We start from the raw sequence: 15,623 nt of genomic DNA, 5'->3' as shown, positions 1-15,623 counted from the left end.
TAAGAGGAGATGAAACCCTATGACTACTATACAAGAAGTTGTGCTACAAATCAAAGATAAAAATGTAAAATGGGAAGATAATGTAGAAGAAGGGTATTTTAAGAAGAAAAAAAGCTTGTTTTTCTTCGCTACCTATACCTATTGCCCAGATGCTTGCCCTAAGTGTGGTTGTGTAAAGCGTGATTTTTCTATTGTTAAAAACGGTACTCGTACTTCTAGAATTACGCTTAATCCGGTTTCTGGATTGCCTGCTTTTCTTAAATTAAGAAAACAGCGTTTCTTCTGCCGTGAATGCTCTCATAGTTTTACTGCTGATACAACTAGTATTGTAGACCTTAATGCTTTTATTTCTAAAAATGTAAAAAATGAAATTAAAGTTAAAGCTTGCGAAACAGTTTCTGAATCCCATATTGCCAAAGAAATGAATGTTTCCGTTCATACTGTTCGTAGAGTTGTCAATGAAACTGCTGAATCTCTTAGAATTAAACCTTTAAATGAGTTACCTGAACATATGTGTTGGGATGAATTTAAGTCTGTAGCCTCCGCTGAAGCTAGTATGAGTTTTGCTTATTGTGACGCTATTACTCATCAACTTGTTGATGTTGTTCAAGATAGAAAAATGGAGAATTTAGTTCGTTATTTCAACCGATTTCCTTTACAAACTCGCTTAAATGTTAAAACAATTTCGATTGATATGTATGCTCCATACATTAAAGTGATTAAACATTTATTCCCTAAGGCTAAAATTATTATTGATTCATTCCATATTATTCAAGCTTTAAATAGAGAATTAAACAAGACAAGAACAAGAAAAATGAATCAAGTACGTTATAAAGACAGACGTCTTTATAATAAATTAAAACGTTACTGGAAACTAATCTTAAAAAATCGAGATGACCTTCAATCCTATCACTACAGCTATTACCGATTATTCGATTGGTTAACGCATTCTCAAGGAATTGTAGATTATTTATTACAAGAAGTACCTTCACTTAAACCAGAATATGAAACAGTACATCAATTAAGAGAAGCTTTTAAAGAGAGAAATTTCATTGAATTTAAAGAAGAATTGATGAGTGTACAACCAAAACTTCTGTCTGATGGATTAAATCGTGTTCTCCAAACATTTAAGAAATTTTTACCGTATTTACAAAATTCTTGTGAGTATCCAACACTTTCAAATGGACCTATTGAAGGGATTAACAACAAGATAAAAGTACTTAAAAAAAACGCTTATGGCTACACTAGTTTCACTCATTTTAGAAATAGAATTCTACTAATGTCTAAACTATTTACTCCAACAACTAAAAAAGGAATTAAGCAACCTGACGCTGCTTAATTCCTTCACTAAAATTGTTTCATCAACCCTATTTGACAAAGAGCCCAAAAAACTACTACGCTTGATATCTGTTTAATCGATTATTTTAAACGTCCTGGGCGAGCTTTGTATCCATAGTATGCATCTGCAAGAATTTCTTCCATATGAGCAACCATTGGTAAACGAGGGTTCGCTGGTGAACATTGATCTTCATAAGCTAACATTGCGATTTCACGGATTGTTTCTTTCCATTCTTTTTCATCAATACCTTGAGCTTTGAAGTTCATTTCAATTCCTACACGTTCTCCTAATTCATAAACAGCTTTTGCTAATGCATCTACTGCTTCTTCAGGAGTTGATGAAGGTAATCCTAACATTCTAGCAATGTCTTGGAATTTTTCATCTGCACGGTAGTAGTTGTATTTAGGCCATGTAGAAGTTTTAGCTGGACGAGTACCATTGTAACGGATAACATATGGAAGTAAGATTGCATTTGTTCGTCCGTGAACTGTATGGAAGAATCCACCAACTTTATGAGCCATTGAGTGAGACATTCCAAGGAATGCATTGGCAAATGCCATACCAGCCATTGTAGAAGCATTATGCATTTTTTCTCTTGATACGAAGTCTCCATTTTTAACTGAACTTTCTAAGTTTTCAAATACTAACTTGATTGCTTGTAATGCTAAACCATCAGTGTAGTCATTCGCTAATGTTGAAGTATATGCTTCAACTGCGTGAGTTAACACGTCCATACCTGTATCTGCTGTAACAAATCCTGGAACTGTCATAACTAATGCTGGGTCAACAATTGCAATTGTTGGAGTTAATGAGTAGTCTGCTAAAGGATATTTACGGTTATTTGCTTTATCAGAAATAACAGCAAATGGAGTTACTTCAGAACCTGTACCTGAAGTTGTTGGGATACCAACATATTTAGCTTTTTCACCTAATTCAGGGAATTTGAATGCACGTTTACGAATATCCATGAATTTTTGTACTAAATCACGGAAGTCAATTTGAGGTTGTTCGTAGAACATCCACATAACTTTAGCAGCATCCATTACAGAACCACCACCAAGAGCTACGATTGTATCTGGTTTAAATGATTTCATAATTTCAGCACCACGGTTAACTGTTGTAATGTCTGGATCCGGTTCAACATCTGAGAATACTTCATAAAGTACTTTGTTAGGGCGTAATTCTAATTGTTCAATGACACGTTGTAAGAATCCTAAGTTAACCATTTGTTGGTCTGTTACGATCATTACACGTTCTACATTTTTCATTTTTTGTAAGTATTGAATTGAATCACGTTCGAAATAGATTTTCGAAGGAACTTTAAACCATTGCATATTATTTCTACGTCTCCCTACTTTTTTGATATTTAATAGATTCACAACGCTTACGTTATCACCAACTGAGTTACGTCCATAAGAACCGCAACCTAATGTTAGAGATGGAATGAAGGCATTGTAAACATCCCCGATACCACCAAATGTAGATGGAGCGTTCCAGATTACACGAATCGCACGAACAATACGTCCAAATTCTTTTGCTAAATCAGCATCATCTGTATGAATAGCTGCAGAGTGTCCTAAACCATTAAATTCAACCATTTGTCTTGCTTTCTCAACACCATCTTCACGAGATTCTGATTTTAAGATTGCAATGACTGGAGACAATTTTTCACGAGTTAAAGGTTCTTTTTCCCCTACTTCGCTACATTCAGCTGCTAAAATGTTTGTTCCTTCTGGAACTGAGAATCCTGCTTGTTCTGCAATCCATGCAGCAGGTTTACCTACGATATTAGCGTTTAATTTAGCACCAGCACAGTTCTTGCTGTTAGCTTTTGCTCCAAAGCAGAACTCTTCAAGTAATGCTTTTTCTTTTTTAGATACAAAATAAGTGTGGTAGCTCTTTAATTCTGCTACAAATTCATCATAAATTTCTTTATCAATAATAGCTGCTTGTTCCGAAGCACAAACCATTCCGTTATCAAATGATTTACTCATTACGATATCGTGAGCAGCTTGACGAATGTTTGCTGATTTTTCAACATAAGCAGGTACGTTACCAGCGCCTACCCCTAAAGCAGGTTTTCCACATGAATAAGCAGCTTTAACCATTGCGTTACCACCTGTTGCTAAGATAGTTGCAATTCCATCATGATTCATTAAAGCATTTGTTGCTTCAATTGATGGGTGTTCAATCCATTGAATACAGTTTTCAGGTGCTCCAGCTGCAATCGCTGCATCACGAACGATTTGAGCTGCATGAGCTGAACTCTTTTGAGCTGATGGATGGAATGCGAATACGATAGGGTTACGTGTTTTCAATGCAATTAACGATTTGAAAATTGCTGTTGATGTTGGGTTAGTTGTTGGTGTAATACCACATACAACCCCAACTGGTTCTGCGATTAATGTTAAACCTGTTACTTCGTCATCTTCAATAACTCCAACGGTTTTCGTATGACGCATATTATGAACTATGTGTTCACATGCAAATAAATTTTTAGTCGCTTTATCTTCGAATACTCCACGACCAGTTTCTTCGATAGCGTGTGCTGCTAACACACCATGTTGGTCAAGAGCTGCTACTGATGCTTTAGCTACAATATAGTCAACTTGTTCTTGGTTGAGCAATCTAAATTGTTCTAAAGCTACTAGCCCTTTCTCTACTAATTCATTCACTTCTTTTTGAGAGTCTACTACTTTTTTCTCTTCAGTCACTGTGATTTCCTCCGTTGCTTGTTATTTTTATCACATAATTATAATAACCTATTTTCTTCATTTTGTAAATAGGAGAAAACAATTTTTTTAAAAGAAAATTATTTCATTAAGATTGAAAACAGATTTTTATAACTGCTATTTTACAATTGAATGGTTACACCATTTTCTTCAATCGTAAATTCTTTTGTTGTTAAGTTTGCTACTAGACGAGCTTTCGTTTGTTGATCAGCACTTGTACGAACAATTTCAATCGTTGATTCATCTGGAGTTGAAATTTCAATTTTCCCTTCCAAATCAAATGCTTTTGAAGTATTTCTAAAGCGTAATAATGATATTAATTGTTTAACAACTGGTCGTTCAACTTCTTTTTCAATTTCTTCTAACGTATAGTAATGACGATTAATATTACGTCCTTCTTTTGTTGCTTCAAGAAGTTCAATATCATTTTCTCCAGCTAATAATCCTACATAATAAATTTGAGGAATTCCTGGAGCAAAGCATTGTAAAATTCTTGATAATAAATAACTGGCATCATCATTTCCTAATGCACTATAGTAAGTACTATTAATTTGATAAATATCCAAGTTATTATATTTCTCACTAGAATACACTCTCTTAACATTCGCACCAACTTTATACAATTGTTCTGAAGTATAATCTAATTCTTCATCTGTTAATAAATCTCTTGCATCTACAACACCAATGCCATCATGTGTATCTAATGTTGTAAATTGTTTCATTGGACTCATTTTTAACCAATTAGCTAAGCGATTTGATTTCCCACTATAAAGTGAATATAACACAACCATTGGTAATGCAAAATCATAAACGAAATAATCATGATTTGCAATTTTCATTTGAATCGAATAATGTTCATGAATTTCAGGTAATAATTCTACTTGATATTTAGCAGCTTCTGCACGTACTTCATCTAATAAATCCCAAATTTCAGGCTCTACAAAGAAATCATTTGTATCTAATTTTTTCACAGCATAGGCAAAAGCATCTAAACGAATTAAAGAACATCCGTGACTTGCCATATCTTTAATCGTTTCACGAATAAATGCTTTTACAATTTCTTTTTTGACATCTAAATCAATTTGTTCTTCGCCAAATGTATTCCATACTTCTTCTGTTGTACCATCTTCGAAATGAACTGTTTGGAAAGGCGCTTTATCTTTTCTCTTATAAATTAAATCAATATCTTCTTGTGTTGGACGTCCTGGTGGGAAAAATTCATGCACACGAATAAACATATCTTTATAAGGAGAATTTTCATGATTCTTTTTGAAATCTTGAAAAAATTTTGATTCACGAGAAATATGATTAATCATAAAATCAAACATTAAGTAATATTGCTCTCCTAATGCATCGACATCTTCCCAGCTTCCTAAGTCTGGATCAACTGTCGTATAATCACTTGGTGCAAATCCTCTATCACCTGTTGAAGGAAAAAATGGAAGTAAATGTACTCCTCCAATTGATTCTTTAAAGTAAGTTTCTAAAACAAATTTTAGATCCTTCATGTTTTTCCCTAAGCTATCTGAATAAGTAATCAGCATTGCTTCGTTTTTTATTTGCACATTTATCAACTCCTATTCGTACCAGTATTAAACCGGTTGCATAAATATATTTTACCAAAAATTAAAGCGTTTGCATACTGCTATGCTTAAATTTTTTTGCAAATTTTATATCTCTCCTGTATACTGGATAAAGACTATTTTTGAAAGGAAGTTATTATGCCTAATATATACGAACATGAACCTTTACACTTATACAAAAATTATGAAAAAGCTTGTTCTAATTTTCCAGATAAAAAAATTTATATTGATGAAATGTTATCTGCTTTTCCTGAAATTGGATTAAAAACTACGTATCAAGAAAGTTTGAAATTCATTCAAAAACGTGCCTTCCAATTAGTTAGTTTAGGAATTAAAGCAACAGAAAAGGTAATGGTATACAAATCTTCTGCTGTCGATACATATTGGTTAGCTTGTGCAATCTCTTATTTAGGAGCTATTCCTGTCATGACTTCTGCTCATCTTCCTACTCCCATTATCGATACATTTTTCGACCGATTAGAAGATGCTTGGTTAATTTATGATGATGAAACAGCAGAGAAAGTGATGCTTTTACAAGAAAAGAATAAAGCGAAGGCTCTTTCTATACAAGATATCCAAGAACAAACTGAAACCATTACCCCTTTCGTTTCTCTTAATCCAAATGAAATTAGTTATATGACACACACTTCTGGTACAACCGGTATTCCTAAACTAATTGCACACTCTGCTAATAGCATGGGATGGAGAACTGCTTTCCAAAAAAGTATTTTTTCAAAAATGGAAGAAAAAGGATTGCTAGCATTCCATATTTCTCCAGTACACTCTCGTTTTAATATTGGAATGTCTTCTTTAATGAGTTTAGGATTTCCTTATTTAGCGATTAAAGATCCTAGTATTCAAAATATCGAGCATTTACTGCAACAATACCAACCAATTGGAATTGAAACACATCCGAATAATTTTGTTCAATGGGCTACATTGGCTAAAAATCGCCCAGACTTATTTGAACATACTCGCTATTATCACTCGACATTTGATGCGATTAATAAAAAAACGATGGCTACTTTCTTAAAAACGAATCGTGAGAAAAATGGTATTTATTTACAAATATATGGACAAAGTGAATGCGGACCTGCAATCGTTCGTAAACACACATTAGAATCATTACCAGCAATCAATATCCGAAATATGGGGATTGGATTTGAACATTTTACAAAAGCAAGAATTGCAACAAATGACGGAACACTTCTACCAGCGAATACACCAGGAAACATTCAATTATATTCTAAAGGACGAGCGTTAACGTACTTTAAAGAAGATGCTCGATTCCAAGAAAATGTATATGATGAATGGTGGGATACTGGTGATTACGGGCTTATCAATGATAAAGGTGAATTACTCCTTCATGACCGTCAAGTAGACCTAGTAGAAACTTTGGAAAGTACACTAGCTATTGAAGATTATTTACTAGACCATCTACCCTTCCTAGAAGAAGTCGTCATTATTCGTGATAATCAGGGCTATCCTCAACCAATTGTAGCTATTGCCGATGGAGAACTCTTCCAAGATGAATTATGGTTTAAAGCTATTGAAAACTTACCTCATCTAAATGAGCCAATTATGATGGAATACGAAAAAATCCCAAGAACAGCAACCATGAAAGTACAACGACGTGAACTAGAACAATTGTTGTTTCATTAAAATTTTAACCAAAACATCAAAAGAAACTTCCGTATCGAACATAAGCGTCCTATAACAAGGTGTCTATCATCGGTTCGTAACTTCTTCTATAGCAGTAGAAATGGAGGAAGTAAAATGACAAAACAAATTGTGCCACTAAACGTTCATCAAAAAACACAAAAGAGGAAAAAACATACACCTATCCTAAAACTAAGAATTAGAATTTTTAAAAAACTGTTCGGTAAATCTTCAGAAAAAAATGACAGTACATCCAAATCAAATGAGTTTGTTTGATTCGGAAGAAGAAATGTCTCAACAAGAAACGTCAGAAGAGGAAACTGAAGAAGAAACAATTACGTGTACAAAAAAGAAAACAAAATGAAAATGTCAAGATATCTTCGAACAATTCACACCGAAAATGGTTCATTGCAACTATAAAATTGATACAATTACACGATAGAAATTGCACATGCACCCACTAAAAAAATCGACTTCTAAGAGTTGATTCTTTTAATATCGATGCTTGAATGAAGTTTCAAAACAGTTGATACATACACAAAAGTTCTCTTCAGCAATTAAGCTGGTTGTTTTCATTTTTATCGCTTCATTAATTATTGTGTATTTGAGTAATCAGTGCAATTTTTAATATAAAAAATATGTTGAGAGAGGCCGTTTATACACTCTCCCCAAGAGAGTATGATAAAAAGTCTATAAATAAGTATTAATAAAAACCACTAGTTGAATGAAGTGACCCCAAAAAGTTAGACTTTTTTGAGACGACTTAAGTCGTCTCTTTTTGATTAATAAAACAAAATGTATGAATAACCCCCTAGGGGGTTCGCGCCAAAATTTTTGGCGCGTTTTTTCTTGGAAATATTATTAAACTTTCAATTAGATTTACTAGTTAAGCAATACGAGCAGAGTTTGAATGAGTTATTCTGTAATTTACAGGACTTAGTCCATCCAGTTTAATTTTTATACGTTTGTTGTTGTAATAATCAATATAATCGATAATAGCTTTCTCTAATTCCTCAAGAGACTTAAATTCTTTTTCAAATCCATAAAACATTTCTGATTTCAAAATACCAAAGAAAGATTCCATCATACCATTATCTGCACTGTTCCCCTTACGTGACATAGACGGCTTTATATCTTTACTTTCTAAAAATCGATGATAAGAATCATGCTGGTATTGCCAACCTTGGTCACTGTGGAGAATAGTATTTTTGTATTTTTCATCTGTAAATGCCTCGTTTAACATTGCCTTTAGTTGATGTAAGTTAGGTGAACGAGAAAGATTGAACGCAATAATTTCACTGTTAAATCCATCTAAGACTGGTGATAAATATAGTTTCTGTTCACTACTTGGAATGGCAAACTCCGTTACATCTGTGTAACATTTTTCCATTGGTTTAGATCCTTCAAAATCACGTTGAATCAGATTATCTGATTTCTTTCCAACATCTCCTTGGTATGAATAATATTTGCGTTTACGACGAATACGGGCAATTAAACCAAGTGCTTTCATTAAGCGTTGTACCTTCTTATGATTCACTTTAAAGCCACGATTTCTTAATTCTAAATGAATTCTACGGTAACCATAGTTTTCCTTATGTTCTGTAAAAATATCTTGTATTTCATCTTTAAGCTGTTGATCCTTATCCGGTTGGTTCATTTGTTTTAAATGGTAATAGTACGTTGAACGAGCTAAATTAATTACTTTAAGAAGAATATCCAATGGAAATTCATTGATTAATTCTTGAACAATTTCAGTTTTTCTTCTTTCTCTTTTTCCTCCTTCAATCGTAGTTCCCTCAACTTTTTTAGAACAGCAATTTCCGCCTTTAAGTATAGATTTTCTAATTCAAGATGTTCTAATTCTGTCATTTCTTCTAATTTTTTCTTTGGCTTACGTCCCATTGAATTTGGTCTCCCTCTTGTTTTCTCAACAATAGTATACCCATTTTTCTTATATTGTGCTAGCCAATTTGAAAGTAGGGAACGATTAGGAAGTGCATAATCAATAGCCACACTTGTTTGTGAACGACCTTCTAAAAGAACTTTATTCATTATTTCCTGCTTTAGTTTTGGTGAATAGTAACGATTTTTTTCTTTTTTAACAATTTCTATTCCATATTGATCAATCAATCGAACTAAGTATTTAATATTAGAATCGGCAATATCGTATTTCTTTGAAAGATTCTTTAAACTTTCACCTTGTTTTCTTAGTTGATAAATTTCTATTTTATCTTCATAAGTTAATTTCATTAAAAAACACCCCAAAAGTTAGATTTTTCATGTCTAACTTTTGGGGTGCAGTACAGAACTAGTGGTTTTTATTTTACATATAGTCGCCCCTCAGATAATGTGTTTTATTTAATAGTTATTGCTACTTTATATATTTTTTGCGTATATATCCAATAAGTAACAGCAAAGAACCTGATGTTAACATAAGCCCCCCATATAAAGATGAATTCATTCCATCTCCTGTTTTTGGTAATTCTTTATTTGGTTTTTCAGGCGGTACATTTGGTGTTCTAACATTAGTTACTACAAATCCATCTTTAGCTGTTCCTGTAACAACACTTGTATAACCATTTCCTACAGCTTCTTCCTTGACTGTATATTCAATCTTTTTGCCTGCCTTGTATTCATCAAGGTCTGTGAAAGTTCCTGTCCAGTTATTATCTTTTGTTAATACAACTTTCTTTCCTGTTTCTTTTCCGTCTGCTAGTAATTCTATTGTTACACTATCAGGTCTCTTTCCGTCTTGGTTATTTCCATCTTTCCAAGCCTTTGTTACCTGTATACTTGTCTTTCCTGGTGTGTATGAGTTCTTAACATTATATCCTTCTACTTCTGTTGTATAACCTTCTACCTTTTCTTCTACGATTGTGTAGTTGATCAATTCCCCATTTTCATATTTGTCAAGATTTTCAAACTTCCATTTCCAGCCATCTTTTTCCGTAACTTTCTTTGTAGCTACTTTTGTTCCGTTCTTTAATAGATTGATTGTGATTTCTGTTGGTCTCTTTCCGTCTTGATTGTTTTTATCGTTCCAAGTCTTAGCACCTTCAACGGATACTTTTTCTACTTCTCTTGTATTTGTTACTACAAATCCATCTTTAGCTGTTCCTGTAACAACACTTACATAACCATTTCCTACAGCTTTTTCCTTAACTGTATATACTATTTTCTTTCCGTCTTTGTATTCATCAAGGTCTGTGAAACTTCCTGTCCAGTTATTATCTTTTGTTAATACAACTTTCTTTCCTGTTTCTTTTCCGTCTGCTAGTAATTCTATTGTTACACTATCAGGTCTCTTCTTATCTTGGTTATTTCCATCTTTCCAAGCCTTTGTTACCTGTATACTTGTCTTTCTTGGTGTGTATGAGTTCTTAACATTATATCCTTCTACTTCTGTTGTATAACCTTCTACCTTTTCTTCTACGATTGTGTAGTTGATCAATTCCCCATTTTCATATTTGTCAAGATTTTCAAATTTCCATTTCCAGCCATCTTTTTCGGTAACTTTCTTTGTAGCCACTTTAGTTCCGTTCTTTAACAGATTGATTGTGATTTCTGTTGGTCTCTTTCCGTCTTGATTGTTTTTATCGTTCCAAGTCTTAGCACCTTCAACGAATACTTTTTCTACTTCTCTTGTATTTGTTACTACAAATCCATCTTTAGCTGTTCCTGTGATTTTCCCAGTATACCCATCTACTTTAACTTCCTTTATAGAGTAAATTATATCTTTTTCACCTGCTTTAGTAGGTAAATCAGTAAAAGTTGTTTTCCAATTATTTTCTTCACTTAATTGTCTGCTTTCGATTTCATATTCTTTATTTTCGATATTGGCAATTAATTTAACCGTAACTGATTCCGGGTGCTTTTGATCAACGTTATTATCCTCTATCCATTTCTTTTCTACCGATACACTTGTCGTTTCTTCTGTACCTATAGTAACAGTACCATTGCTACCAATACCACCACCTTTAGTTTTTGATTTGTTACCACTAATTAATACTTTTTTGAGATTTGCAGTTAATTCATTACCTTTCTCATCTGTGTGTAAACCTAGATATTCTCCATCCTTACTTAAAATGCCCTTATGCTTACTTTCATCTAAAGGAGAATTATCCTCATTTTTCCAGTTGTATGGTACTCCTCCTAACATCCTTTTGGAAATATCATATTCAGGATTACCACCATGAAGCCATAGATTTTTCATACATAATATATAGATTTCATTAACATTTGAAGTCGTTTTATTGCCGTAGATAGCAGCACCATTTGTCACATAAATTTTAGTTTTTGATATTGGGCATGAAGCATATCCAGCGCCTTCTTCTATGGATTCATTATCAGTGATTACAACATTCTTTAGGTAAAGCTCACCATTAGCACCTTGAACATTATAATTATTATTCGCACCATTTACATAGATTCTACCACCGCCAAACATTTTTTCAGTATATCCACTTGCATCCATCTCATTATTGGTAATTTTACCTCCATCAATATATGCTTTAGAAGCACCACCACTAAAATACTTTGCTTGAACAAAAATTCCACCACCAGCTGAACCCGCTATATTGCCATCAATTGTTCCACCACTCATTTTTAGAACATTTGTAGCACCCCATTGGTTAGAACCTAAGCTGATTCCACCACCAATTTCTTGTGCATAGTTATTTAATACTTTTGCATCGGTAGACATATTTATAGTAGATCCCTCATTTGCAAGTATTCCACCACCAGCTGAATAATATTGAGTAGGTGAAACACTTCTATCTATAACTAAATCGGATTTATTATTTTGAACAGTTCCACCAGAAAAATTCATTGTGGAACTATCTAAATAAATTCCTCCGCCATATGTCGCTTGATTGTTTTCAACGCTTCCACCCGTCATATTTATGGTTGCAGATGACGCATAAATAGCACCCCCTATCGTTGCAGTATCTTCGATAGCTTTGATTTGATTATTCTTTAAAACTGAGCCATCATTAATATTTAATATTGCTTTACTATTCACCTCAACAAGAGATTTTTCAATTGTTTTATTATTTTCTCCATTGCCATCAACTGCAATATCCGATAGTGTGGCTTCTTTTCCAGACTCTACACGGAACAAATAATCATTAAAATCTTTTCCTCTGAGTATCTTTGCATTCGTTCCTGCTAATGATACTTCACCTTCTATACGAGTAGTACCAATTACAATAATTCTCTTTATTTTCTGATTGTTAGTAGCTATTTCCTTTGCTCGAGCAAAAGATTTGACAGCTCTGCCCAATTTCCCATCTAAGCTATCATCGCCTGAAACACCATCTAAATATACATTGTTCCTTTCAGGATCAGCTTCGCCAATTTTAATTTCTTTTACAATAATCAATTTTACATCTTCGATTGAACCTGTATATGTTGCCTTTGGTGCAAGTCTTGGAATTTTCAGGATCATTTTTCCATCGGCTTTTTTAAGATATAAATCATAATGAAGTAGATATGGCTCCACCGGATTTCCGTCATCTTTATTATAATATTCTACTTCTACCTTGTTGTATGGAATCTTTATATCTTCAAAGGATATATTTCCATCCCAGTTGTAGATCTCTGCCGTATATGTCATATTTTTTACAACTGTATTTGCTTCTCCCTCTATATGAAGCTCATGTTCAACAAGAAAATCTTTTAATGCCCATTCATCTTGGTCAAAAACCTTTTGTTCAGGGTCATGCATCCAATAATTTGTGTATGTTGCAAATATGCTTTCAAAATTAGAAAAATCAGGACGAAACAATCTGAGATTAAGACTGTATTCGTTATCCTCAGAATTGTTTTCACCTTGATTGTCTGCAAATGTTGTATATCCTGAAACCAGATGCCCTAAAAATAGCAGTGACACCAATATGATAGATACAAGTAATTTAAATTTTCTCTTTCTTTTAACCATAATTACCTCAATTACCTCACTTTGCTTAGTTTATTATAATTGCTTTTAATAAAAAATGACGATAGTGTATACTATCGCTAATTAAAAATTGATACTATCAAATAAGCAGAAGGCTAGTTCTGTCTGTCTGTCTGTCTAAAAATTGTGTACATACTTTTCATTGTGTGTCAACTTCTTTCATCTTTATATATATAAATATAGTATATCAAATAGCTTACTTTATTACCAGCGTTATCTGTCATTCATATCAAACAATTCAGCAAAATTTTAAACTATCCCCTAATGTTGTATCAGTATACAGAAATAACTTCCAAAGAAAATTATTCAAACTCCCTTGCAAATCTCATTAATTCTTTGACCGTTGATGGTTCCATTTGTGCATGTCCTGCAGCAGTAGAAATGACTAATTCAGCATGTGGCAATTTTTGATGTAAATCATATGCCCCACTTGGACGGCAATCGACATCATATCTACCATGAACAATTTTAATTGGAATACCTTTTAATGAATCTGCATGATTAAGAATATAATTATCATCTTCTACAAAGCAATGATGGTAGAAATAATGACATTCCATAATGGCTATCGCAAGCATATCTTCGTCTGATTCCTCACCAATAGTTTTTCTAGGTAATAAGGTAACAATGCCACCTTCCCATCTAGCCCATTGACGAGCAGCTTCTAAACGGATAGACGCATCATCACTAGTTAACCTTTTATAATAAGCTGTTACTAAATCATCTTGTTCTTCAACTGGAATATGGTTCAAATAAGGCGCAAATTGATCTGGGAAGAAATCACTAGCTCCTTTTTGGTACAACCAATCAGTATCTTCTTGTCTCCCTAAGAAAATCCCACGTAGAATTAATCCCATAACTCTTTCTGGATATTGGATGGCATAATGAAGAGATAAAGTCGTCCCCCAACTTCCACCGAACACAATCCATTTTTCAATTCCAAGCTTTTCACGGATTTTCTCCATATCAGAAACTAAATGTTGCGTGGTATTCTCCTCTAATGAAAGAAACGGTACACTTTTCCCGCAACCACGTTGGTCAAATTGAATCATACGGTAAACCTCCGGATTAAACAATTGACGGGTTACCGGACTTGAACCTCCTCCTGGTCCACCATGAACAATAATGACCGGCTTTCCACTTGGATTTCCTGATTCCATCACAAATAGTTGATGTGCTGAAGAAACTTCTAAGTAAAACTCATTAAAAGGTTCAATTGGTGGAAATAAACTAACGTTTTCCATTATTTCTCCCCCTTTTATAAGTGAGTTAATGCTACTCGAATGGCTTCATCGTAATTTGGTTCATCTGTCATTTCTTGAACAATTTCTTGATAAACAATTGTTCCATTTTGATCGAGTACAAAAATCGAACGTTGGTCTACGCTTAATTCAGGAACATAAATACCATATGCTTCTCCAAATGTAAAATCAACATCACATAACATTTCCATAGCAACATCATTTGCCGAACACCAATTTTTAAATTCGTCTTTGTTATTTTTACTAATCGTCACTAATTGAATACTTGGATGTTCTTTCATTTTTTTATGGAAGGATTTTGTTTGAATATCGCAAACTCGAGTATTAATATCTGGAACAACGCTGATTAACGTTACTCTTCCAGCAAATGATTCTGGAGTTTTTATTTCTCCATGAATACATTCTAATGAAAAGTGAGGAGCTTTTTCTCCTACTATTGGTAATTCTCCTTTTAATTCATATGGGGCATTGTGTCGTGTAATAAACATCATTCATTCTCCTTTTTTATTATATTTTTTACAATCATTTTTAATTCTGGTAATACTTCTTCTTCAAACCATGGATTTTTCTTCATCCACCTTATATTTAAAGGGGAAGGATGTACCAATGGAAAATAGTTTGGCAAGTATTCAGAGTAATTTCTTACAGTTTCAGTTACATTTTCTTTTTTCGTTTCTTTTAGATAATAGTTTTGTGCATATGATCCAACTAACAGGATGCACTCGACTTGTTTCAATAATGGTAAAACTAATGGATGCCATTTTGATGCAAATCCTTTTCGAGGTGGTTTATCTCCACTTTTTCCTTTTCCAGGATAGTAAAAATCCATTGGAACCACTGCAAATAATCCTGATTCGTAAAATAGCATTTCATCAATTCCAAGCCATTCTCTTAAACGGTCTCCACTTTTATCTAGGAAAAATTTACGACTTTCTTGAGCTTTCAATCCTGGTGCTTGACCAATAATTAAAATTTTAGCTGTTTCCGGAATCCAAAATAATGGTTCAATTCCTTGTTCTGTAAAGACATGATTTTCTTCATCCTGCATAATTTGTTCTTTTAACTGTTCAAAAGACACGGTTCTCATCTCCA

General features: G+C 33.4%; 10 protein-coding genes. 3 read left to right on the top strand and 7 right to left on the bottom strand.

What is annotated here, in order from left to right; all coding sequences use genetic code 11:
* Positions 1-19: 19 nt before the first annotated feature.
* Positions 20-1,339, top strand: a complete 1,320-nt coding sequence (locus tag LK443_RS07225; RefSeq protein WP_227931263.1) for an ISL3 family transposase — start codon at positions 20-22, stop codon at positions 1,337-1,339.
* A gap of 80 nt (positions 1,340-1,419) precedes the next feature.
* Here LK443_RS07225 and adhE read toward each other — a convergent pair whose 3' ends face one another.
* Together adhE and gtfA are read right to left on the bottom strand one after the other, a co-directional pair.
* The gene (adhE, locus tag LK443_RS07220) at positions 1,420-4,059 is read right to left on the bottom strand and encodes a bifunctional acetaldehyde-CoA/alcohol dehydrogenase (RefSeq protein WP_416217908.1); all 2,640 of its coding nucleotides are present in this window, start codon (positions 4,057-4,059) and stop codon (positions 1,420-1,422) included.
* Between the two features lie 134 nt (positions 4,060-4,193).
* The gene (gtfA, locus tag LK443_RS07215; RefSeq protein ID WP_227931261.1) at positions 4,194-5,636 is read right to left on the bottom strand and encodes a sucrose phosphorylase; all 1,443 of its coding nucleotides are present in this window, start codon (positions 5,634-5,636) and stop codon (positions 4,194-4,196) included.
* Between the two features lie 156 nt (positions 5,637-5,792).
* Here gtfA and LK443_RS07210 point away from each other — a divergent pair, with 156 nt between their 5' ends.
* Together LK443_RS07210 and LK443_RS07205 are read left to right on the top strand one after the other, a co-directional pair.
* The gene (locus LK443_RS07210) at positions 5,793-7,316 is read left to right on the top strand and encodes an AMP-binding protein (protein WP_227931260.1); all 1,524 of its coding nucleotides are present in this window, start codon (positions 5,793-5,795) and stop codon (positions 7,314-7,316) included.
* A 114-nt stretch (positions 7,317-7,430) separates the two neighbouring features.
* Complete coding sequence (locus LK443_RS07205; RefSeq protein WP_227931259.1) at positions 7,431-7,589, top strand: hypothetical protein; 159 nt, start codon at positions 7,431-7,433, stop codon at positions 7,587-7,589.
* 610 nt (positions 7,590-8,199) lie between these two features.
* Here the strand turns inward: LK443_RS07205 and LK443_RS07200 are convergent.
* The 5 genes from LK443_RS07200 to LK443_RS07180 all read right to left on the bottom strand — a co-directional run bounded on the left by LK443_RS07200 (position 8,200) and on the right by LK443_RS07180 (position 15,618).
* Positions 8,200-9,563 (bottom strand): IS3 family transposase gene (locus LK443_RS07200; protein WP_227931110.1). Its coding sequence is split into 2 segments (ribosomal slippage): positions 8,200-9,122 and positions 9,122-9,563, totalling 1,365 coding nucleotides; the frame shifts between segments, so codons are not numbered across the junction.
* A gap of 121 nt (positions 9,564-9,684) precedes the next feature.
* Positions 9,685-13,251 carry a Cna B-type domain-containing protein gene (locus LK443_RS07195; RefSeq protein ID WP_227931258.1) on the bottom strand — a complete coding sequence of 1,189 codons (3,567 nt, stop codon included), beginning with the start codon at positions 13,249-13,251 and terminating at the stop codon, positions 9,685-9,687.
* Between the two features lie 320 nt (positions 13,252-13,571).
* Entirely contained in the window at positions 13,572-14,513 is a 942-nt protein-coding gene (gene pip / locus LK443_RS07190) for a prolyl aminopeptidase (RefSeq protein WP_227931257.1), read from the bottom strand.
* A 14-nt stretch (positions 14,514-14,527) separates the two neighbouring features.
* Complete coding sequence (locus LK443_RS07185) at positions 14,528-15,019, bottom strand: peroxiredoxin (protein ID WP_227931256.1); 492 nt, start codon at positions 15,017-15,019, stop codon at positions 14,528-14,530.
* Positions 15,019-15,618, bottom strand: a complete 600-nt coding sequence (locus LK443_RS07180; protein ID WP_227932468.1) for a uracil-DNA glycosylase family protein — start codon at positions 15,616-15,618, stop codon at positions 15,019-15,021. The genes LK443_RS07185 and LK443_RS07180 overlap by 1 nt, the downstream gene beginning before the upstream one ends.
* Between the last annotated feature and the right edge of the window lie 5 nt (positions 15,619-15,623).

Origin of the sequence: Granulicatella elegans (genome assembly GCF_020735385.1) — a bacterium.
GTDB classification, from domain to species: Bacteria; Bacillota; Bacilli; order Lactobacillales; family Aerococcaceae; genus Granulicatella; species Granulicatella elegans_B.
The sequence above is the reverse complement of the archived record's forward strand: the minus strand, read 5'-3'. Positions and strand labels throughout refer to the sequence as shown.